We start from the raw sequence: 20120 nt of genomic DNA, 5'->3' as shown, positions 1-20120 counted from the left end.
TCCACCTTATGCCGAAGCCGCTTTCGCGGAATTTGTGTCAGCTTCGCAACAGCGCCGCCCTTATTTTCCGACAGCCCTTGTAAGCCATACGGCGGGGCCCTGCACACTGGTCGGCATGAATGACTGGCCCGAGGCATGGTCCGACGACAACCGCGGCCCCCGCTATGGACGCGGCAGTGGCGGCGCGCAGCCCGAAGGCGCCCGCGCGATGCGCCAGGTGCGGCGCGGCCCGGCGGCACCGCAGTACGGGGCCGGCGTTCCGCAGCAGCCGTCGTACGCGGACGGCGGCTATGACAGCGAGTACGACAGCGGTTACAACACCGGCCAGGTCTACGGCACCCCCGGCGGCCGCGGGCCCGGTGGCGCGCCGGGCGCCGGGCAGAGACCCGCCCCGAACTGGCGGCGGCGGATCAAGTGGACCGCGATCACACTGGTGACCGTGCTGATCGTCACATCGGTCGCGACCTACTTCTGGGCCGACTCCAAGCTGCGCCGCGAGGTCGACCTGTCCAAGGTGATCGACCGGCCGCAGTCGGGGTCCGGCACCAACTATCTGATCGTCGGCTCGGACAGCCGTGAGGGCATGTCCAAGGCGGACGAGAAGAAGCTGCACACCGGTGCCGCCGAGGGCAAGCGCACCGACTCGATGATGATCCTGCATGTCGGCGACAACGGCGACACGCTGATCTCGCTGCCGCGTGACTCGAACGTGGTGATCCCGTCGTACAAGGGCTCGACGTCCGGGAAGGTCTACCCCGCCACGGGCCGGCAGGAGAAGCTGAACGCGGCCTACGCGGAGGACGGGCCGACGCTGCTGGTGCGCACGATCGAGTACAACACCGGGCTGCACATCGACCACTACGTGGAGATCGGCTTCGAGGGCTTCGCGAACATCGTGGACGCGGTCGGCGGGGTCCAGATCGACATCGACAAGGGCTTCAAGGACAAGTGGTCCGGCGCCGACTTCAAGGCCGGCAAGCAGACCCTGAACGGCCAGCAGGCGCTCGCCTTCGTGCGCACCCGGCACGCCTTCGCCGCCTCCGACCTCCAGCGGACCAAGAACCAGCAGAAGTTCCTGTCGGCGCTGGCCCACGAGGTGGCGACGCCCTCGACGGTGCTGAACCCGTTCAAGTTCTACCCGACCATGGGCGCGGGCCTGGACTCGCTGATCGTGGACAAGGACATGTCCCTGTGGGACCTGGCCTCGATGTTCTGGGCCATGAAGGGCGTCAACGGCGGTGACGGCACCTCCATGAACATGCCCATCTCCGGCTCCACCGGCGGCAACCTCGTCTGGGACAAGGCGAAGGTGAAGACACTGGTGGACGAGCTGAACAACGACCAGAAGGTCACGGTCTCCGGCAGCTAGCCGGAACGGCGCGACAGGGGCGGCCGGGCCGCCGCACGGACGGGCAAGACCCGCGTGCGGCGGCACCGGCCGCCCTTCGCCTTGATCACATGGCCATCGCGCGGCACATCTGGGCGCACTTGCGACACGCCTCCGCGCAGCGCATCAGCTGTGGGTCGTCCGGCATGGACATACACGCCTCGGCGGCCATGTCGCACGCCTTGGCGCACATCGCGCACATCTCGCCCGACATGGGCGAGCGGCGCATCATCATGTCGGCGCACATCCGGGTCGTCTCGGAGCAGTCCATGAGCGCGCGCATGATCTGCATCTGCGCCTGCCCGCCCTGCTGCATGCAGGAGCTCATGGTCTCCTCGCAGACGCTGTGGCAGTTCATGCAGGCCTCGATGCAGTCCTGCATCTGCTGGGTCATGGCGGGCATCGTCGTTCCGGGCTGGGCCATGGCTCCTCCTCGGAGCAGGGGGACCCTGTGAGCGGGTCCCGTGTGCTTCCGTCCTACGCCGCCCGGCCCGCCCCCGCATGTGACCGACCGGTCGTAAGGCCGCCCCGAAACACGGAAGGCGCCCCGCGGGACGCCTCCCGGTACCGCGCGCGGTTACGGCAGATTGCGCGCCATGACGATGCGCTGGACCTGGTTGGTGCCTCCCTGGATCACGCGGTTTCCCGTTCCCTCAACCGTGATCGCTTGACCCGCACACCCGGCCCTCGGGAGCATCAACCCAGACGCGAGGCACCGACAGCGGCATGGGAGGGGAACCCAGACCATGAAGGTCACCAAGCTGGTCAGCACGTGTGACATCAAGGACTGCCCGACGATCTACGCGACGGATCGCGACACCCTCCTGGTGCAGGGCGAGACGCCAACGGACCACGGGCTTCAGATTCCCGCTCATGAAACCCTGGTCGAGATCCCGATGGAACTGATCCAGAAGGCCATCCGTGACAAGCTCATCTAAGACCCTCGGCGACCTCTTCGACTCGTTCCAGCGTGAGGCTTTCCGTCTGGAAACCCTGGACGACTACAGCAAGTCCGGGAACGTCAACGCGTATCACGCCTACCTGGCTGGGGATCCGCAGCCTGAGGACTACAACGCCGGATGGGTGGAAGAACTCCGCTCGCACACCGGGAACGGGAAGCGGGTCTATCGGGTGCACATTCTGTCGCGTCCACTCACGGACTATCTTTGCTTCGAACTCGGGTGGGGCTACCGGAAGAACACGACCGGAGGAGAAGAGTTCTTCATCCTCGACGTCACGGATAAACCCAATCCTCTGGCCGGCGTCCCGGACTTCTGGTGCTTTGATTCCGAGTCCGTGGCTGTGATGAATTACGACGAGGCCGGGAAGTACCTCGGTTCGGAAGTACTGGGACCGGAACGGGCGGCAGAATTCACCAGGTACCGTGACACGGCACTCGCTCACGCGAAACCTTTCGCCGAATGGTGGGCCAAGTACGGGACGTGAATAGAGCACAGCTTGGGGCCGCGCTGCGGGCACTGCGCATGGCATCCGGAAAGGAAGCCAAGGCGGTGGCCCGCAGCGCCCTCATGTCTCCGTCCAAGCTGTCGAAGATCGAGAATGCGAAGCTCGCGCCGAGCGCCACGGATGTTGAACGCATCCTGACCGCCATCGGTGTCTCAGATGAGGTCAAGGCCGAGTACACCGAGGCCGCCCGAGCGTCGGCGACGGAAGCGACAGCGTGGCGGCTGCTGAAACGCATCGGTGTCCACAAAGGACAGCAAGCCGCGAAGGCCCTGGAAGCCCAGATGTCGACGCTGCGGCTCTTTCAACCGGCATTGGTTCCCGGCCTGCTTCAAACCCCCGAGTACATGCGCGCTGTGCTAAAACGGCACAACCTGAGTGCAGATGCCCTCACACGCACGATCAATGGAAGGCTTGAACGGCAAGCGGTTCTCTACGACGGCGGGAAGTCGCTACGGTTCGTCATTACGGAACCCGTGCTTAGATGGCAAATAGTCCCGCCGCAGATGATGACGGCGCAACTCGACCGCATCGTTTCTATATCACGTCTATCTCATGTGGACATTCGGGTGGTGCCACTGTCGATTCCACAGAACGACATTGCAAATCACGCGTTCGTCATCCGTGATGACCATTTGGTGACGGTAGAGACCGTGCACGCCGAGGTGGTTGTCACGGACCCCAGAGACGTTGGACTGTACGTAGAAAAGTTCGATGGGTTCGCTTCCGTAGCTCTGTCGGGCGACAGAATGCGTAGCCTGCTCGACGACATACGCAACGACTTTTTGCGGGAACAGGAAACAGCCTAGAATCGCATCCCCGGCCAGCCGAAGATGGCGTCATGGGGAGCGAAAAGAGAACTTCCGAGCCAAAGTCGACCGCAGCGGCACCCAGCCTGATGGAGGGAACACGGGAGCCGTCCCCGAAGCCTGGATGCCATACGTGCCTCTCGCTGTCGGTCGCTCGTGAGAACGCGCGATCCGCAGGAGACTACAGCGGGGTGTCGGACGGGAACGTGAGGCTGCGTCGTCATCAAGCTGAGGTGCATGCGTGACGTGCAGGGGAGCGGCGCAGCGGTTCTTCGCTGACCGGCCGCTGATGACGATGCGGGTTTCCCGTGACTCCGGGCGAACGTGGGAGCCGGAGCAGGCAGTGTCCGCGAGTGATGATCCGGCAGCTCTCATGACTTCCGCGTGGCCGCCGTGCGAGTGCGCACGATGCACAAAGTCCGGCAAGCATCCCAACCGCTGAAGCTCGGCTCTCCCCCTTCGTACTCCCGCCCGTTCGGGTGGCGGCGGTCAGCCATGACCGCGACTAGTTGAGCAGGAAGGTGCAGTGATGCAGAACGGAACCGACCTGTACGCGCTCGACATCAGCGGGGCCTCGTTCGTGAAGGCGTGCGGCGGCCCCTGCACGGAGGGCTGCGTGACCCTGGCCCGGATCGGTGACGACCTCTGGGCGCTCGGTGACAGCAAGCGGCCGGACGCCCAGCCGCTGCGGTTCAGCACGGAGGAACTGGACGCGGCCGGTATCGAGCCCGCGCGATTCGGCCTGAACGTCTGATCCTCCCCCTCCCGTCAGCCGGGCCGGGTCCATCCCCCGTCCCCGGGTCCGGCTCGGCTGGCACCTCTCGAACGGGAACGACTCGTGCACCACCACGGCTACCTGTGGACCGGCCCGAAAGAGCGCTTCGACCAGGAAGCACTACGACGGCCCCCGCACCCTGAGCCGCCCCCAGCCGGAAGCAGGCCGGAACTGATGCAGCGGTACCGCGAGGTAGCCGCAGAGTTCCCCACTTCCGATCTGCCGCCCTTGGAAAGGGCGTACTGGCTGATCAAGCCCCGTTCCTTGGTTCGTGGCACGTGGGAGGAGGCGAAGGAGGCCGCGTCATGGCTCGGTGAGCGACTGGCCGAGTACGCGCCCCGGTTCGCGTCAGAGAGGGATCGCGACATCACGCGGCTGGCCCGGCTGGTCAACGCTGCTGCCGAACAACTGCACTCGGGTGCTGATCTGTCGTACGGCTTCTACTTGGAACGTCCCTCGTATCTGTCCCTGGCAGTGGTGACGTGTTCCCCGAATCGCGCGAACGCTGAACTGGGCTGCCCAGGCGCATAATCCGCACTGCCGTGGCCCGCCCAGTCGGCTACATCGTTCTCGTGGTAGCGGTCGGGTCGTCATCGCAACGATGTTGACGCCTGGCGCCGACGACCCGACGGAGGCATCAGAGGTCGCCTGGTCCGCGTACGACAACAGCCCCCGGCGTCGCGCCGGAGGCTGTGTTGTTCGTGCAGGTCAGTGGCTGTTTTCAGCCCGGCACCCGCCCAGGAATCCCGGCTAGGGAAGGTTCCTCGCCATGACGATGCGCTGGACCTGGTTCGTGCCCTCATAAATCTGGGTGATCTTGGCGTCGCGCATCATGCGCTCGACCGGGTAGTCGCGGGTGTAGCCGTAGCCGCCGAGGAGCTGGACGGCGTCGGTGGTGACCTCCATGGCGACGTCCGAGGCGAAGCACTTGGCGGCGGCGCCCAGGTAGGTCAGGTCGGCGTCGCCGCGCTCGGAGGCGGCGGCGGCCTGGTAGGTCAGGGCGCGGGCGGCGGAGATCTTCATCGACATGTCCGCGAGCATGAACTGGATGCCCTGGAAGTCGGCGATCGCCTTGCCGAACTGCTTGCGCTCCTGGACGTAGCCCTTGGCGTAGTCCAGGGCGCCCTGCGCGACGCCGAGCGCCTGGGCGGCGATGGTGATGCGGGTGTGGTCCAGGGTCTTCATCGCCGTCATGAAGCCCGTGCCCTCCTCGCCGATCATGCGGTCGGCGGGGATGCGGACGTTGTCGAAGTAGACCTCGCGGGTCGGGGAGCCCTTGATGCCGAGCTTCTTCTCGGGGGCGCCGAAGGAGACGCCCTCGTCCGACTTCTCCACCACGAAGGCCGAGATGCCCTTGGAGCGCTTGGCCGGGTCGGTGACGGCCATGACCGTGTAGTACTCGGAGACGCCCGCGTTGGTGATCCAGCGCTTGACGCCGTTGAGGATCCAGTGGTCGCCGTCGCGGACCGCCTTGGTCTTCATGCCGGCCGCGTCCGAACCCGCGTCCGGCTCGGAGAGGCAGTACGAGAACATCGCGTCGCCCTTGGCCAGCGGGCCCAGGTACTTCTTCTTCAGCTCCTCGGAGCCGGAGAGGATCACCGGGAGCGAGCCCAGCTTGTTGACCGCGGGGATCAGGGAGGAGGAGACGCAGGCGCGGGCCACCTCCTCGATCACGATGACCGTGGCGAGCGCGTCGGCACCGGCGCCGCCGTACTCCTCGGGGACGTGCACGGCGTGCATGTCGTTGGCCACCAGCGCGTCGAGGGCCTCCTGCGGGAAGCGGGCCTCCTCGTCCACCGCGGCGGCGTACGGCGCGATCTTCGCCTCGACCAGGGAGCGGACGGCGTCGCGGAGCATGTCGTGCTCCTCGGACGGGCGGTACAGGTCGAAGTCAGCCGATCCGGCCAAGGTCTCTCACGCTCCAAAGACGCAGTGATGGTGACGCATCACGGACATTACAAACGCTAATTACCGTTAAGTAACTCAAATTTTAGGGCCCTGGCCCCGACTCGCCTACGTGAGGTTGGCGACAGCGGGAAAGTTGCCCCCCGACCGGCCCGGCTATGCTCGGGCCCGCACGAGAGAATCCCCGAGCTGGAGCGCGTCCATGAGCCTGAAGATCACCGTGATCGGCACCGGGTATCTCGGCGCCACCCACGCCGCGGCCATGGCCGAGCTGGGGTTCGAGGTGCTGGGCCTGGATGTCGTACCCGAGAAGATCGCCCTGCTGGAGCGCGGCGAGACCCCGATGTACGAGCCGGGCCTCGACGAGCTGCTGCGCCGGCACGTGGCCGGCATCGAGGGGTCCACCGGACGGCTCCGCTTCACCACCGACTGGGCCGAGGTCGGCGCCTTCGGCGATGTGCACTTCGTGTGTGTGAACACCCCGCAGAAGCACGGCGAGTACGCCTGCGACATGTCGTACGTCGACTCCGCGATCGCCTCCCTCGCCCCTCAGCTGCGCGGCCCCGCCCTGGTGGTCGGCAAGTCCACGGTGCCGGTGGGCTCGGCCGACCGGCTGGCCGCCTATCTCGCCGCGCACGCGCCCGCGGGCGGCGACGCCGAGCTGGCCTGGAACCCGGAGTTCCTGCGCGAGGGCTTCGCCGTCGAGGACACCCTGCACCCGGACCGGATCGTGGTCGGGGTGCGCAGCGAGCGGGCCGAAAAGCTGCTGCGCGAGGTGTACGCGACGCCGATCGGCGAAGGCACCCCCTTCGTCGTCACCGACTTCCCCACCGCCGAACTGGTGAAAACCGCCGCCAATTCCTTCCTCGCCACCAAGATCTCGTTCATCAACGCGATGGCGGAGGTCTGCGAGGCCGGCGGTGGCGACGTGGCCAAGCTGGCGGAGGCGATCGGGCACGACGACCGGATCGGGAGTAAGTTCCTGCGCGCCGGGATCGGTTTCGGCGGCGGTTGCCTGCCCAAGGACATCCGGGCGTTCATGGCCCGCGCCGGCGAGCTGGGCGCGGACCAGGCGCTGACCTTCCTGCGGGAGATCGACTCCATCAACATGCGCCGGCGCGGCCAGATGGTGGAGATGGCCCGCGAGGCGCTGGGCGGCGGCTCCTTCCTCGGCAAGCGGGTCGCGGTGCTCGGCGCCACCTTCAAACCCGACTCGGACGACGTCCGCGACTCGCCCGCGCTGAACGTGGCCGGCCAGATACACCTCCAGGGCGGCCAGGTGACGGTGTACGACCCGAAGGGCATGGACAACGCCCGCAAGGTCTTCCCCACCCTGGGCTACGCCGAGTCGGCGCTCGACGCGGTGCGCGGCGCGGACGTCGTGCTGCACCTGACCGAGTGGCGCGAGTTCCGCGAGCTGGACCCGGCCCGGCTGGGCGCGGTCGCGGCGGCACGGGTGCTGCTCGACGGGCGCAACACCCTCGACCCGGAACTGTGGCGCCGGGCGGGCTGGACGTACCGGGCGATGGGGCGGCCGACGGCCTGACCGAGGACGGTTGCCTGACGGCCCGTTGCCTGGCGGTTGCTCAGATGACCGGCGATCACCTGACGGTCGGGTTGTCCGACGGACCGGGGAGGCGGCGCGGGTTCGGCCGAGGCTCAGTCGGCCGAACCGGCGCCGTGTCGCATTTTGCCCCAGCCCCCTGTGCCCCAGGACCCCGGCTTCCCGCGCTTTACGCCCCCTTGGCGCGGTACCGCCGCATCTTCTCGCGCGCCCCGCAGACCCGCATCGAGCACCAGCGGCCGCGTCCGGCGGGGCTGCGGTCGTAGTACGCCCAGTGGCACGTCGCGGCCTCGCACGCCTTCAGCCGCATCCAGGTGCCCGCCAGCAGCGCCTCGGCGACGGCGGCGGCGACCCGGCAGAGCAGGTCCGCGTCCGCGGCGGGGGCGGACGCGGGGGCGAGCGCCGCCGAGCCGTCCCGCTCGTCCACGGCGACGTACAGCGGCGCGCGGGCCAGCAGCTCGCCGAGCGGGGTGACGGGCCGGTGCGGCGGATGCCCGGCGTGGGCGAGCAGGGCGGCCCGCAGCGACTCCCGCAGCTCCCGCGCCCGCGCGAGCCCGTCCTCGGTGATCCCGAAGCGCCGGCGCCCCTCCGCGGTGTCCAGCGCGTCGGTGCCGTCCTCCAGGTCCACGGTGTTGACCAGGGACTCGATCAGCGCCAGACCTCCGGGAGCGGCAGATCTGTCATACATGGTTGCGACGTTACCCCTTGTCCGGGAGCATGAGGTCACCGTTACCGGTTACCCGGCTCTACAGGTAACAGAAGGAGGTCGACATGGCTCTCGCCAAGCTCGGTGTGGTGGTCCTGGACTGCCCGGATCCCGACGCGCTGGCCGGTTTCTACGCCGCAGTGCTCGGCGGCACGGTGCAGCGCGAGCAGGACGGCCGCTGGGTGGACCTGAAGGTGCCCGGCGGGCAGGCGCTGGCCTTCCAGCGGGCCGAGGGATACACCCCGCCGCGGTGGCCGCGCTCCGGCAGCGACGGCCAGCAGTTCCACCTGGACCTGAACGTGCCGGACCTGGACGCGGCGCAGGAGGACGTGCTGAAGCTGGGGGCGACGCTCCTGGACGCCGGGGAGCCCGGCCGGTCCTGGCGGGTGTACACCGACCCCGCCGGGCACCCGTTCTGCCTGTGCGCCTGCTGAGCCCGAACACCGAGGAGGAAAACCATGGCGTCCGTCGCCCACTTCCGCAACGTCGTGCTCGACTGCCCCGACCCGCACGCCCTGGCCGCCTTCTACGCCGCGGTGGGCGGGGGCACGCCCGTGGCCGAGGACGACAGCTGGGTCGTACTCCAGCTTCCCGGCGGCCCCCGGCTGGCCTTCCAGCGGGCCGAGGGGTACACCCCGCCCGAGTGGCCCCGCGCCGACCACAACGGCCAGCAGCTCCACCTGGACTTCGACGCGGGCAGCACCTGGGCGGAGCTGGACACCGCACATGAGCGGGTCCTGGCGCTCGGCGCCCGCCCGCTGGACCAGGAGGACCGCGAGAAGAAGGACTTCGTGGTGTACGCCGACCCGGCGGGGCATCCGTTCTGCCTGTGCCGGATCGAGCACCGGTAAGGAGCGCGCGCCGGTACGACGCAGGGGCGGGGTGGCCGAGCGGCCGCCCCGCCCCTTCAGGTCACCGCGCGTCAGCCGTCCAGCGACTCGATCGTCGCGTGGGACGGCGCCCGCTTCGCCTGGAGGTCGCGGGCCACGTCCTCCGCCGCGCCCAGCACCCGTACCGCGTTCTGCCAGGTGAGCTTGGCGAGGTCGGACTTGGACCAGCCGCGGTCCAGCAGCTCCGCCAGGAGGTTCGGATAGCCGGAGACGTCGCTGAGACCGTCCGGGGTGAAGGCCGTACCGTCGTAGTCGCCGCCGATGCCGAGGTGGTCGATGCCGGCGACCTCGCGCATGTGGTCCAGGTGGTCGGCGATCACCGGCACCGTGGCGACCGGGCGCGGGGTGCGCTCCTCGAAGGCGCGGTGCACCTTCATCGCCTCGGCGGTGGTGTCCAGGTGGTGCAGGCCGTGGGCGCGCAGGTTCTCGTCGGCCGCGGCCGTCCAGTCCACGGCCGCCTGGAGCACGAACTTCGGCACGAACGTCACCATCGCCACGCCGCCGTTGGCGGGCAGCCGCTCCAGCACGTCGTCCGGGATGTTGCGGGGGTGGTCGCAGACCGCGCGGGCCGAGGAGTGCGAGAAGATCACCGGCGCGTCGGTCGCGTCCAGCGCGTCGCGCATGGTCGACGGCGCCACGTGCGAGAGGTCGACCAGCATGCCGAGCCGGTTCATCTCGCGGACCACCTCGCGGCCGAACGCGGTCAGGCCGTTCGCCCTCGGCGTGTCGGTCGCCGAGTCCGCCCAGTCCACGTTGGAGTTGTGGGTGAGCGTCATGTAGCGCACGCCGAGCGCGTACAGACCGCGCAGGGTGCCCAGCGAGTTGGCGATGGAGTGGCCGCCCTCGGCGCCCATCAGCGAGGCGATACGGCCCTCACCGCGCGCCGCCTCCATGTCGGCGGCGGTCAGCGCGGGCGCCAGGTCCGCCTGGTAGCGGTCGAGGAGCTGCCGTACGCAGTCGATCTGCTCCAGCGTCGCGGCCACCGGGTCGGACTGCTCGGCCGGTACGTACACCGACCAGTACTGGGCGCCGACGCCGCCCGCGCGCAGCCGGGGGATGTCGGTGTGCAGATGTCCGTGCTGGTGGCCGGCGATGTCCAGGCGGTCCAGGTCGTAACCCGCCTTCTCGCGCAGCGCCCAGGGCAGGTCGTTGTGCCCGTCGACCACGGGGAACTCCCGCAGCAGGGCGCGGGCCTCGTCCAGATGCGTCACGGCGCTCACTTCCCGAAGCCGAAGCCGCCGGCGCCCCCGACCTTGGACCGCAGCCGCCTGCCCTTCTCGGTGGCCTGCTCGTTCAGGTCGTGCTGGAAGTCGCGCATGCGGTGCAGCAGGTCCTCGTCGTGCGTGGCGAGGATGCGGGCCGCGAGCAGCCCGGCGTTGCGGGCACCGGCGACGGAGACCGTGGCGACCGGGACCCCGGCCGGCATCTGCACGATCGACAGCAGGGAGTCCATGCCGTCGAGGTACTTCAGCGGCACCGGCACGCCGATGACCGGCAGCGGGGTGACGGAGGCGAGCATGCCCGGCAGATGGGCGGCGCCCCCGGCACCGGCGATGATCACCTTGAGCCCGCGGTCGGCGGCCTGCTCACCGTACGTGATCATCTCGCGGGGCATCCGATGCGCGGAGACGACGTCGACCTCGTAGCCGATCTCGAACTCGTCCAGGGCCTTGGCCGCGGCTTCCATGACGGGCCAGTCGGAGTCCGACCCCATGACGATGCCAACAACGGGGCTCATTCGGTGATCGTGCCTCTCAGGTAGCCGGCTGCGTGACGGGCGCGCTCCAGCACGTCGTCCAGGTCGTCGCCGTAGGTGTTGACGTGTCCCACCTTGCGGCCGGGCTTCACGTCCTTGCCGTACATGTGGATCTTGAGCTTGGGGTCGCGGGCCATGCAGTGCAGGTACGCGGAGTACATGTCCGGGTAGTCGCCGCCCAGCACGTTGACCATCACGGTCCACTTGGCGCGCGGGCGCGGGTCGCCGAGGGGCAGGTCGAGTACGGCGCGGACGTGGTTGGCGAACTGCGAGGTGATCGCGCCGTCCTGGGTCCAGTGGCCGGAGTTGTGCGGGCGCATCGCCAGCTCGTTGACGAGGACGCGGCCGTCGCGGGTCTGGAACAGCTCGACGGCGAGGTGCCCGACGACGTCCAGCTCCTTGGCGATGGTCAGGGCCATCCGCTCGGCGTGCAGGGCCAGGTCCTCGGACAGGTCGGGGGCCGGGGCTATGACCGTGTCGCACACGCCGTTCACCTGCCGGGACTCCACCACCGGGTAGGCGACGGCCTGGCCGTGCGGGGAGCGTACGACGTTGGCGGCGAGCTCGCGGACGTAGTCGACCTTCTCCTCGGCGAGGACCGGCACGCCCGCCCGGAACGGCTCGGCGGCCTCCTCGGCGCTGTCCACGACCCAGACGCCCTTGCCGTCGTAGCCGCCGCGGACGGTCTTGAGGACGACCGGGAAGCCCTCCCCCTCCCCGGCGAACCGGACGACATCCTCCGGGTCCGCGACGATCCGGTGCCGCGGGCACGGGATGCCGATCGCGTCGAGCCGGGCCCGCATCACGCCCTTGTCCTGGGCGTGCACGAGCGCGTCGGGTCCCGGACGCACGGGGATGCCGTCCGCCTCCAGGGCCCTGAGATGCTCGGTGGGCACGTGCTCGTGATCGAAGGTGATCACGTCACAGCCGCGCGCGAACTCGCGCAGCGTGTCCAGATCGCGGTAGTCGCCGATGACGACATCGCTCACGACCTGCGCCGCGGAATCCTGAGGGGTGTCACTGAGGAGCTTGAACCTGATGCCCAGCGGGATGCCCGCCTCGTGCGTCATACGCGCGAGCTGACCACCGCCGACCATGCCGACTACCGGGAACGTCACACCTACAGCGTATCGGCCACCGCGGGCTCGCCGGATCGCCTCCCTCCGCCGGTGCCCCTCGGACGGGCGCGCCCCGCCCGTCCCCGGCTCTTACCCACCGCTTTCCGGCCTCTTTCCGACCTGTTTCCCCGCACCGGCCTGCTCCTCAGGCAGCGGGCCCCGCGCGCCGCTAGCATGGCCGGGTTGACGGAAATCTACCGACGGGAGCTGCAACGCCATGGAACAGCGTTCCTCGGGGCTGCAACGGCTCGTGGGCGAGATGGCGAAGTTCGGCGCCGTCGGCGGGGCCGGAGTCCTGGTCAATCTGGCCGTGTTCAACCTGGTCCGGCACGTCTCCGACCTGCCGGTGGTGCGCGCCAGCATCATCGCGACCGTGGTCGCCATCGTCTTCAACTACGTCGGCTTCCGCTACTGGACGTACCGGGACCGCGACCGCAGCGGGCGCACCAAGGAACTCACGCTGTTCCTGTTCTTCAGCGCGATCGGCCTGGTGATCGAGAACGGCGTCCTGTTCCTGGCGACCTACGGCCTCGGCTGGGACAGCCCGCTGGAGAGCAACGTCTTCAAGTTCCTCGGCATCGGCATCGCGACCCTGTTCCGGTTCTGGTCGTACCGCACCTGGGTGTTCCGCGCGCTGCCCGCGCAGGAGGCCGAGTCGATCCTGGCGGCGGAGTCGCGCCGCTCCCCTAGCGAGCCCGAGCCGAGCACCCAGCGGGTTCCCTGACCGCTGCCCGGCTCAGCGGACCGCAGACAGCGACAGACCCCGGCCGGCCGTACCGCTCAGCGGACGGTCGGCTGTTCCTCGTCCGTCTTGCGGGCCGGGGGCGTGCGGGACAGGAAGAGACCGAAGACCGGGGGCTGGGCCTGGAGCAGCTCCAGACGGCCGCCGTCGGCCTCGGCGAGGTCCCGTGCCACGGCGAGGCCGATGCCCGTGGAGTTGCGGCCGCTGATGGTCCGCTCGAAGATCCGCGCCCCGAGGTCGGCCGGCACTCCGGGCCCCTCGTCCGTGACCTCGACCACGGCCTGGTTGCCGGTGACACGGGTGCGCAGGGCGACGGTGCCGCCGCCGTGCATCAGCGAGTTCTCGATCAGCGCGGCCAGCACCTGGGCGACCGCGCCGGGTGTGCCCACCGCCTGGAGGTGCCGCTTGCCGGAGCTGACGATGGCCCGGCCCATGCTGCGGTAGGCGGGCCGCCACTCGGCGAGCTGCTGCTGGATGACCTCGTCCAGGTCGAAGGTGACGGCGGAACCGGTGCGCGGGTCGCGGGAGTTCGTCAGCAGCCGCTCGACCACGTCGGTGAGCCGCTCGACCTGCGTCAGCGCGACGTTCGCCTCCTCCTTCACGATGTCCGGGTCATCCGTGAGGGTGATCTCCTCCAGGCGCATGGACAGCGCGGTGAGCGGGGTGCGCAGCTGGTGGGAGGCGTCGGCGGCCAGTCGCCGCTCGGCGGTCAGCATCCGCGCGATCTTCTCGGCGGAGGAGTCCAGCACATCGGCGACCCGGTCCAGCTCGGGGACGCCGTACCGCTTGTGCCGCGGGCGCGGGTCGCCGGAGCCGAGGCGCTCGGCGGTCGAGGCGAGGTCGGTCAGCGGGGAGGCGAGCCGGTTGGCCTGGCGCACCGCGAGCAGCACGGCGGCGACCACCGCGAGCAGCGCCACCAGGCCGATGATCAGCAGGGTGCGGCCGACCTCGCGGGTGACCGCGGAGCGCGGCTCCTGCACGGTGACGGTCTCGCCCTCCTCGCCGTGCTGGGTGGCGTGGATGACGTCGCCGACGGGCCGGGTGCCGATCTCGATCGGCGACCGGCCGGGCATCTCGATCACCGCGTACTGCTCTTTGCTGACCGGATTGCGCAGCGCGTCGGCGTTGACGTTCTCCGCGGCCAGGATCCGGCTGTCCACGATGCTGGCCAGCCGCACCGCCTCGGACTCCACCCGCTCCTGGGCACTGTTGGTGATCGTCCGGGTCTCGACGATCACCAGGGAGACGCCGAAGACGGCGATCACCACGAGGACGACGGCGAGGGTGGATTGAATGAGACGTCGACGCATGTTCCGTTACCTGAGGTGATCGCCGGCCCCCGGTGCGGGGCTCAGCTCTTCTCGAAGCGGAAGCCCACGCCCCGGACGGTGGCGATGTAGCGGGGGTTGGCCGCGTCGTCGCCGAGCTTCTTGCGCAGCCAGGAGATGTGCATGTCGAGGGTCTTGGTGGAGGACCACCAGGTGGTGTCCCAGACCTCGCGCATCAGCTGGTCGCGGGTCACCACGCGGCCGGCGTCGCGCACCAGCACCCGCAGCAGGTCGAACTCCTTGGCGGTGAGCTGGAGTTCCTCGTCGCCCATCCACGCGCGGTGCGACTCCACGTCGATGCGCACGCCGTGCGTGGCCGGGGGCTGCTGCGGCTCGGCCGCGCCGCGGCGCAGCAGGGCCCGTACGCGGGCGAGCAGTTCGGCGAGGCGGAAGGGCTTGGTGACATAGTCGTCGGCGCCCGCGTCCAGGCCGACGACGGTGTCCACCTCGTCGGCGCGCGCGGTCAGGATGAGGATCGGCACGGTGTGGCCGTCGGCGCGCAGCCGGCGGGCGACCTCCAGGCCGTCCATGCCGGGCAGGCCCAGGTCCAGTACGACCAGGTCGACGCCCCCCTGCATTCCGGCGTCGAGCGCGGTGGGTCCGTCCTCCCGCACCTCGACCTCGTAACCTTCCCGGCGCAGGGCGCGGGCCAGCGGCTCCGAGATGGACGCGTCGTCCTCGGCGAGCAGTACACGGGTCATGAGGTGATGGTAGACCGCCCGCGTGCGCTGCTGGGGTGTGATCGGTTCGCGGGATTCTTACCTGGGGCCTCCCCCGGTACGAACCATCACCTGCGGGATGCGATCGTAGAAGGGACCTTCGAAATCCGTCGCGCGGTTCCCCGGACCCCTGTGATCCGCGTCTCAAGTCCTTCCATACCGGGCGGTGTCCTGACGTACAGTGACGTGAACGCCTGTAGTACACCAGGGGACCTTTGGCGGGCATCGACGCTGAAGGTCCTTGTTGTGTGCGGGCCGGTCACGTCTGACCGGCCTTGAAAGGAATGACCTCTGGCCGGGCTCCGGACGCATTGTGGCGTCACGGAGCGTGGATCCCGGTGGTCGCCGTCCACCGCTTCGTGATCCGGGGCGGACACCCTCCGGGCGTTGGGGGCGGACGACCGACCCTGCCGGTGCCGGCCGCCACCCCCACCGGGCGCGCAACGCTCCACCGCGCGTCCCGACCAGCAAGGAACGACCATGGCGTCCAGCCTGACGAAGGACTCGGTCCACCCGGGCACCCCCGGCACCGAGAAGACCTTCTTCGGCCACCCCCGCGGCCTGGCCACTCTGTTCATGACCGAGATGTGGGAGCGGTTCTCCTACTACGGCATGCGGGCCCTGCTCCCCCTGTACCTGGTGGCTCCGGGTGGCCTGCACCTCAGCGCGGGCACGGCGACGGCGATCTACTCCGTGTATCTGTCGCTCGTGTACCTGCTCACGCTGCCCGGCGGCTGGGTCGCCGACCGGCTTCTCGGCCCCCGCAAGACGGTCACGTTCGCGGGTCTGATCATCATGCTGGGCCATCTGTGCCTGGCGCTGCCGGCCGCCGCGAGCTTCTTCGTCGGCCTGGTGCTGGTCGCCATCGGTTCCGGTCTGCTGAAGGCCAACATCTCCACGATGGTCGGCCACCTGTACGACGGCCCGAAGGACCCGCGCCGCGACGGTGGCTTCACCCTCTTCTACATCGGCATCAACCTGGGCGCCTTCGTCGCTCCGCTGGTCATCGGCACCATCGGTGAGAACGTCAACTGGCACTTCGGCTTCGCGCTGGCCGCGCTCGGCATGGCGCTGGGTCTGGCCCAGTACCTGCTGGGCAGCCGCCACCTGAGCGAGGAGAGCAAGGTCGTCCCGACGCCGATGACGGCCCAGGAGAAGGCGACCACCCTGCGCAAGGGCCTGATCTGGCTGGTCGTCGCCGTGGTCTTCTACGGCATCGTCGGCGGCACCGGTCACTTCACCCTCAACTGGGCGCTGATCCCGCTGACCGTCATCGGGCTCATCGTGCCGATCCTGGTCATCGGCCGGATCCTGCGCGACAAGGACCTCGACGGCGAGGAGCGCTCGAAGGTCCGCGCGTACATCTGGTTCTTCGTGGCCGCCGCGGTCTTCTGGATGATCTACGACCAGGGCGGTTCGACCCTGTCGCTGTTCGCGAGCGCCTCGGCCAAGAACACGATCTTCGGCTGGAACTTCCCGGTCTCCTGGTACCAGTCGGTCAACCCGGTCATGATCATGGCGCTGGCGCCGGTCTTCGCCTGGCTGTGGCTGTGGCTGAACCGGAGCGGCAAGGAGCCGAGCACGATCGTGAAGTTCTCCTCCGGCCTGGTGCTGGTCGGCGCTTCCTTCTTCGTGTTCCTCGCCCCGCTGTCCATCGCGCAGGACGGCCACAAGGCCGCGGCGATGTGGCTGGTCGGCATCTACTTCCTCCAGACCGTCGGTGAGCTGACGCTGTCGCCAGTGGGTCTGTCGGTGACGACGAAGATGGCGCCGAAGAAGTACGCCTCGCAGATGATGGGCGTCTGGTTCCTCGCGGTCACCGCGGGCGACTCCGTCACCGCGCTGCTGTCGAACCCGGCGGTCGGCGGGGTCAACCTCGACAAGATGGGCTTCGTGATGCTGGAGGCCGTCCTCGCGGTGATCGCCGGTGTGGCGGTGTGGATGTACCGCGGCAAGGTGAACAAGCTGATGGGCGACGTGCGCTAGTCGCTCAGTCGCTGGAACGCGGCCGGGAGGGCCGTCGCACCCTGGGTGGGTGTGGCGGCCCTCCCGGTTTTCCGCCTGAGGAGTCGTGGGGGGGCGATGGCGGGTGCGGGTGCGAGTGCGGGTGGAGCGTGGCCGTGGCGTGAAGGCGTACGGCCGGGGCGCGCCGGGTCAGCCGGAGGGCGCCCGGCGTGTCGTCGGCGTCAAGGAGGGGCCCTGGGTTCGGCGGGGCGGCGCTCTTGGCGCCGATCGGCGTCTCACACCTGCCCTCGGCGCCGGCCCCTGAGGCGGGGCCGCCACGCGTCGTCAGGCCGGAGCGCCCAGCTCCGCCCAGACCGTCTTGCCGGGGCGGCCCTCGGCGCGCACCACGCCCCAGTCCAGACACAGGCGCTGGACGATGAACATGCCGTGGCCGCCGGGGCGGCCGGCGCGGTGGGGGGTGCGCGGGGCCGGCTGGCCGGTGCCGCGGTCGGTGACCTCCAGCCTGATCACCTTGTTGTCGCAGGCGAGGGCCAGCTCGTCGGGCCCCTCGGCGTGCAGGCAGGCGTTGGTGACGAGTTCGGAGACGACGAGCAGCACATCCTCGGCGGCGGCCCGCTGGTCCGCGGTCGCGGCGGGCAGCCACCCCCAGTCGTACAGCGCCTGCCGGGTGAAGTCGCGGGCGAGCGGGACGACGCCGCTGGCCCCCTGGAGCCCGAGTCTGCGGAGCTGCCGGCCCCGCGGCGCCGCCTCGGCGCCACCGGCGTCGGCGGGGGGCGGCGGCGCGGACGGGGGGGCCGCGCCCGCGACGGACGCCATGGCGGCGCCGGCCGGCGCCTCCTCCCCGGAGGCTCCGGAGGCCCCGGAGATCCCGGAAGCGCCGCTGGGCTCGTGGCCGCGGTCGCCCGGCGGGTAGGGCCGGGTGGTGCTCATCAGCGCTTCACCTCACCGAATCACCAGTACACGATTGAAAAGTCCGGTACTTCCCGGTACCGGTCGGTCCGTCCGTCTTCGGCGCCAGCGCCCGCCGCACGTCCCGTCATCCGCACATCAGTCCCGTCCGCCCGTCGCGCGAAAACACCCGCACCCCTGTCGCGGTCGTCCCGTCCGGGCAGGTCCCTGCCCGTTCGAGTCCGTCGCACACCCACGGGTGCGTCACACCCGGAGCGCGGCGACGCCGTCTGGTGAGGATGGCCGTCAGCATCTCTCCTGCCCGACCCGGGCGCCGGAACACCCCCGTCTTCCGTGGGATACACGGGCCCCCTGGGATCCCTGGAGTCTCCGGGTTCCCCGAAGGGGCGGGCGAGGGGGGGCACAGCGCACCCGGCCGCACGTGATCGCGGGCTCAGTCGGTGCCGTCACCCTCCCCGGTCAGGGCGTCCGCCACGGAGTCGTGGACGGTGAAGACCGCCTCGGCCCCGGTGATCTCGAACACGCGGGCGACTACGGGCTGCATTCCCGCCAGATGGACGCCGCCGCCGGCGGCCTCCGCCTTCAAGCGGGCTCCGAGCAGAACGTTCAGCCCCGTGGAGTCGCAGAACTCCAGGCGCGAGCAGTCCACCACGAGCCGCGAGAAACCCTTGCCCAGGAGGTCGTCGAGGGGTTCGCGCAGTAGATCGGCGGTGTGGTGGTCAAGCTCACCCGCCGGTGTGACAACCGCGCTGGAGCCCTCTTCACGCACCTCCACCAGAAGCCGGCCCGACTGTGCGCTGCCGACCATCCCGTGGTCCATGCCGTCTCTCTCCCGAGGTCGTGGCTTGCTGATGCCCTCGAACATTACGCCTTCCTGGCGCAGTCCGGCACCCGAACAACCTCACATAATCGGACATACCTGAACAGAACGCACTTGCGATCGCTCCCGCAAAGCCGATAGGGCTAGTAAGGACACGTACTTCTACACGCCGGCTTTGGAGGCGCCGCACTCCGTAGTGCACCTGATGGCTTCGGCAGCCGTATGCCGAGAACGATGGAGGACACCCATGTCACCCCGGCTCGACGCCTCGCCTACCCCGACCGCGACGTCGACACCCCCACCGGTACAACTGGATCATCCCATCGATCTCCACAACCCCTTCGAGGGACTCCCGGAGATCCCCCCGTACGACGAGGTCGGCCCCGTCGACGCACGGGCCCTGTCCAAGACCCTCTTCGAGCGCCTGGAGGGGCTGGAGGAGGGGACGCACGAACACGCGTACGTCCGCAACACCCTCGTCGAGCTGAACCTCGCGCTCGTCAAGTTCGCCGCCTCCCGCTTCCGCTCCCGCAGCGAGCCGATGGAGGACATCATCCAGGTCGGCACCATCGGCCTGATCAAGGCGATCGACCGCTTCGAGCTGTCCCGCGGTGTCGAGTTCCCCACGTTCGCGATGCCGACCATCATCGGCGAGATCAAGCGCTTCTTCCGCGACACCTCGTGGTCCGTGCGCGTCCCGCGGCGGCTCCAGGAGCTACGCCTGGACCTGGCGAAGGCCGGGGACGAGCTGGCCCAGCAGCTGGACCGCGCGCCGACGGTCGCCGAGCTGGCCGAGCGCCTGGGCATCTCGAACGACGAGGTGGTCGAGGGCATGGCCGCCTCGAACGCGTACACCGCCTCGTCGCTGGACGCCCAGCCCGAGGAGGACGAGACCGAGGGCGCGCTCGCGGACCGCATCGGGTACGAGGATCACGGGATCGAGGGCATCGAGTACATCGAGTCGCTCAAGCCCCTGATCGCCGGGCTGCCCCAGCGCGACCGGAAGATCCTCTCGCTGCGCTTCGTGGCCAACATGACCCAGTCGGAGATCGGCGAGGAGCTCGGCATCTCCCAGATGCACGTGTCCCGTCTGCTGTCCCGCACGCTGGTACGGCTGCGCAAGGGGCTGACGGTGGAGGAGTGACCTCCGCAGGGGCGGCCGTCCCCTCTCCCGCACGGTCACGGGGGGGGGGGGGGGGGGGGGGGTGGGCGGGGGGGGGGGGGGGGGGGGGGGGGGGGGGGGGGGGGGGGGGGGGGGGGGGG

At 69.5% G+C, this 20120-nt stretch carries 22 protein-coding genes; 12 read left to right on the top strand and 10 right to left on the bottom strand.

Annotated elements, in window-relative coordinates; translation table 11 throughout:
• The first annotated feature begins 115 nt into the window (after positions 1-115).
• Positions 116-1369, top strand: coding sequence for an LCP family protein (locus AC069R_RS27345; RefSeq protein ID WP_478769454.1), 1254 nt, complete (start codon positions 116-118; stop codon positions 1367-1369).
• An 85-nt stretch (positions 1370-1454) separates the two neighbouring features.
• Here the strand turns inward: AC069R_RS27345 and AC069R_RS27340 are convergent, their stop codons facing one another.
• Positions 1455-1811 (bottom strand): four-helix bundle copper-binding protein, encoded by a 357-nt coding sequence (locus AC069R_RS27340; protein WP_478769453.1) that lies wholly within the window; start codon positions 1809-1811, stop codon positions 1455-1457.
• A 322-nt stretch (positions 1812-2133) separates the two neighbouring features.
• Between AC069R_RS27340 and AC069R_RS27335 the strand changes: the two genes are divergently transcribed.
• The 5 genes from AC069R_RS27335 to AC069R_RS27315 all read left to right on the top strand — a co-directional run bounded on the left by AC069R_RS27335 (position 2134) and on the right by AC069R_RS27315 (position 4966).
• Positions 2134-2325, top strand: a complete 192-nt coding sequence (locus tag AC069R_RS27335; RefSeq protein ID WP_478769452.1) for a hypothetical protein — start codon at positions 2134-2136, stop codon at positions 2323-2325.
• Positions 2309-2833 (top strand): DUF6879 family protein, encoded by a 525-nt coding sequence (locus tag AC069R_RS27330; RefSeq protein WP_478769451.1) that lies wholly within the window; start codon positions 2309-2311, stop codon positions 2831-2833. The genes AC069R_RS27335 and AC069R_RS27330 overlap by 17 nt, the downstream gene beginning before the upstream one ends.
• On the top strand, positions 2830-3660 hold the full coding sequence (locus AC069R_RS27325) for a helix-turn-helix domain-containing protein (RefSeq protein WP_478769450.1): 831 nt from the start codon (positions 2830-2832) through the stop codon (positions 3658-3660). Before AC069R_RS27330 ends, AC069R_RS27325 begins: the two co-directional genes overlap by 4 nt.
• Before the next feature lie 529 nt (positions 3661-4189).
• Positions 4190-4414, top strand: a complete 225-nt coding sequence (locus tag AC069R_RS27320; RefSeq protein WP_478769449.1) for a DUF397 domain-containing protein — start codon at positions 4190-4192, stop codon at positions 4412-4414.
• 84 nt (positions 4415-4498) lie between these two features.
• On the top strand, positions 4499-4966 hold the full coding sequence (locus AC069R_RS27315) for a hypothetical protein (RefSeq protein WP_478769448.1): 468 nt from the start codon (positions 4499-4501) through the stop codon (positions 4964-4966).
• A gap of 219 nt (positions 4967-5185) precedes the next feature.
• Here AC069R_RS27315 and AC069R_RS27310 read toward each other — a convergent pair whose 3' ends face one another.
• Complete coding sequence (locus AC069R_RS27310; protein ID WP_037660888.1) at positions 5186-6343, bottom strand: acyl-CoA dehydrogenase family protein; 1158 nt, start codon at positions 6341-6343, stop codon at positions 5186-5188.
• Positions 6344-6542: 199 nt separating this feature from the next.
• Here AC069R_RS27310 and AC069R_RS27305 point away from each other — a divergent pair, with 199 nt between their 5' ends.
• Positions 6543-7886, top strand: a complete 1344-nt coding sequence (locus tag AC069R_RS27305; protein WP_478769447.1) for a UDP-glucose dehydrogenase family protein — start codon at positions 6543-6545, stop codon at positions 7884-7886.
• 187 nt (positions 7887-8073) lie between these two features.
• On the opposite strand, the gene AC069R_RS27300 is transcribed toward AC069R_RS27305, so the two are convergent.
• A complete protein-coding gene (locus tag AC069R_RS27300; RefSeq protein WP_478769446.1) occupies positions 8074-8592 on the bottom strand; it encodes a CGNR zinc finger domain-containing protein in 519 nt (172 codons plus the stop codon).
• Between the two features lie 83 nt (positions 8593-8675).
• Between AC069R_RS27300 and AC069R_RS27295 the strand changes: the two genes are divergently transcribed.
• Both AC069R_RS27295 and AC069R_RS27290 read left to right on the top strand, forming a co-directional pair.
• Positions 8676-9044 (top strand): VOC family protein, encoded by a 369-nt coding sequence (locus tag AC069R_RS27295; RefSeq protein WP_478769445.1) that lies wholly within the window; start codon positions 8676-8678, stop codon positions 9042-9044.
• Positions 9045-9068: 24 nt separating this feature from the next.
• Positions 9069-9461 (top strand): VOC family protein, encoded by a 393-nt coding sequence (locus AC069R_RS27290; protein WP_478769444.1) that lies wholly within the window; start codon positions 9069-9071, stop codon positions 9459-9461.
• Between the two features lie 71 nt (positions 9462-9532).
• On the opposite strand, the gene AC069R_RS27285 is transcribed toward AC069R_RS27290, so the two are convergent.
• The 3 genes from AC069R_RS27285 to AC069R_RS27275 are packed head-to-tail and all read right to left on the bottom strand — an operon-like array spanning position 9533 to position 12374.
• Positions 9533-10711 carry a dipeptidase gene (locus AC069R_RS27285; protein WP_478769478.1) on the bottom strand — a complete coding sequence of 393 codons (1179 nt, stop codon included), beginning with the start codon at positions 10709-10711 and terminating at the stop codon, positions 9533-9535.
• 5 nt (positions 10712-10716) lie between these two features.
• Positions 10717-11238, bottom strand: coding sequence for a 5-(carboxyamino)imidazole ribonucleotide mutase (gene purE, locus AC069R_RS27280; RefSeq protein WP_478769443.1), 522 nt, complete (start codon positions 11236-11238; stop codon positions 10717-10719).
• Complete coding sequence (locus AC069R_RS27275) at positions 11235-12374, bottom strand: 5-(carboxyamino)imidazole ribonucleotide synthase (protein WP_478769442.1); 1140 nt, start codon at positions 12372-12374, stop codon at positions 11235-11237. Before AC069R_RS27275 ends, purE begins: the two co-directional genes overlap by 4 nt.
• Positions 12375-12591: 217 nt before the next feature.
• Between AC069R_RS27275 and AC069R_RS27270 the strand changes: the two genes are divergently transcribed.
• Positions 12592-13098, top strand: a complete 507-nt coding sequence (locus AC069R_RS27270) for a GtrA family protein (RefSeq protein ID WP_478769441.1) — start codon at positions 12592-12594, stop codon at positions 13096-13098.
• 56 nt (positions 13099-13154) lie between these two features.
• Here AC069R_RS27270 and AC069R_RS27265 read toward each other — a convergent pair whose 3' ends face one another.
• Complete coding sequence (locus tag AC069R_RS27265) at positions 13155-14426, bottom strand: ATP-binding protein (RefSeq protein ID WP_478769440.1); 1272 nt, start codon at positions 14424-14426, stop codon at positions 13155-13157.
• Between the two features lie 41 nt (positions 14427-14467).
• Entirely contained in the window at positions 14468-15145 is a 678-nt protein-coding gene (locus AC069R_RS27260; protein ID WP_020940464.1) for a response regulator transcription factor, read from the bottom strand.
• 498 nt (positions 15146-15643) lie between these two features.
• Between AC069R_RS27260 and AC069R_RS27255 the strand changes: the two genes are divergently transcribed.
• Entirely contained in the window at positions 15644-17149 is a 1506-nt protein-coding gene (locus AC069R_RS27255) for a peptide MFS transporter (RefSeq protein WP_478769439.1), read from the top strand.
• Positions 17150-17452: 303 nt separating this feature from the next.
• Here AC069R_RS27255 and AC069R_RS27250 read toward each other — a convergent pair whose 3' ends face one another.
• Positions 17453-18058: an ATP-binding protein gene (locus AC069R_RS27250; protein WP_478769438.1), complete on the bottom strand. Its 606-nt coding sequence runs from the start codon at positions 18056-18058 to the stop codon at positions 17453-17455.
• 412 nt (positions 18059-18470) lie between these two features.
• Positions 18471-18857 carry an STAS domain-containing protein gene (locus AC069R_RS27245; protein ID WP_478769437.1) on the bottom strand — a complete coding sequence of 129 codons (387 nt, stop codon included), beginning with the start codon at positions 18855-18857 and terminating at the stop codon, positions 18471-18473.
• 247 nt (positions 18858-19104) lie between these two features.
• On the opposite strand from AC069R_RS27245, the gene AC069R_RS27240 reads away from it, so the two are divergent.
• Complete coding sequence (locus AC069R_RS27240) at positions 19105-20001, top strand: RNA polymerase sigma factor SigF (protein WP_478769436.1); 897 nt, start codon at positions 19105-19107, stop codon at positions 19999-20001.
• Positions 20002-20120: the final 119 nt, after the last annotated feature.

It is taken from the genome of Streptomyces sp. NPDC043952 (assembly GCF_056435325.1).
The sequence above is the reverse complement of the archived record's forward strand: the minus strand, read 5'-3'. Positions and strand labels throughout refer to the sequence as shown.

Bases quoted from the DNA above. Each gene is read 5' to 3' on its own strand.
- AC069R_RS27345 (WP_478769454.1), top strand. From the start codon at position 116: ATGAATGACTGGCCCGAGGCATGGTCCGACGACAACCGCGGCCCCCGC.
- AC069R_RS27340 (WP_478769453.1), bottom strand. From the start codon at position 1,811: ATGGCCCAGCCCGGAACGACGATGCCCGCCATGACCCAGCAGATGCAG.
- AC069R_RS27335 (WP_478769452.1), top strand. From the start codon at position 2,134: ATGAAGGTCACCAAGCTGGTCAGCACGTGTGACATCAAGGACTGCCCG.
- AC069R_RS27320 (WP_478769449.1), top strand. From the start codon at position 4,190: ATGCAGAACGGAACCGACCTGTACGCGCTCGACATCAGCGGGGCCTCG.
- AC069R_RS27305 (WP_478769447.1), top strand. From the start codon at position 6,543: ATGAGCCTGAAGATCACCGTGATCGGCACCGGGTATCTCGGCGCCACC.
- AC069R_RS27300 (WP_478769446.1), bottom strand. From the start codon at position 8,592: ATGTATGACAGATCTGCCGCTCCCGGAGGTCTGGCGCTGATCGAGTCC.
- AC069R_RS27295 (WP_478769445.1), top strand. From the start codon at position 8,676: ATGGCTCTCGCCAAGCTCGGTGTGGTGGTCCTGGACTGCCCGGATCCC.
- AC069R_RS27290 (WP_478769444.1), top strand. From the start codon at position 9,069: ATGGCGTCCGTCGCCCACTTCCGCAACGTCGTGCTCGACTGCCCCGAC.
- purE (WP_478769443.1), bottom strand. From the start codon at position 11,238: ATGAGCCCCGTTGTTGGCATCGTCATGGGGTCGGACTCCGACTGGCCC.
- AC069R_RS27270 (WP_478769441.1), top strand. From the start codon at position 12,592: ATGGAACAGCGTTCCTCGGGGCTGCAACGGCTCGTGGGCGAGATGGCG.
- AC069R_RS27265 (WP_478769440.1), bottom strand. From the start codon at position 14,426: ATGCGTCGACGTCTCATTCAATCCACCCTCGCCGTCGTCCTCGTGGTG.
- AC069R_RS27260 (WP_020940464.1), bottom strand. From the start codon at position 15,145: ATGACCCGTGTACTGCTCGCCGAGGACGACGCGTCCATCTCGGAGCCG.
- AC069R_RS27255 (WP_478769439.1), top strand. From the start codon at position 15,644: ATGGCGTCCAGCCTGACGAAGGACTCGGTCCACCCGGGCACCCCCGGC.
- AC069R_RS27250 (WP_478769438.1), bottom strand. From the start codon at position 18,058: ATGAGCACCACCCGGCCCTACCCGCCGGGCGACCGCGGCCACGAGCCC.
- AC069R_RS27245 (WP_478769437.1), bottom strand. From the start codon at position 18,857: ATGGACCACGGGATGGTCGGCAGCGCACAGTCGGGCCGGCTTCTGGTG.
- AC069R_RS27240 (WP_478769436.1), top strand. From the start codon at position 19,105: ATGTCACCCCGGCTCGACGCCTCGCCTACCCCGACCGCGACGTCGACA.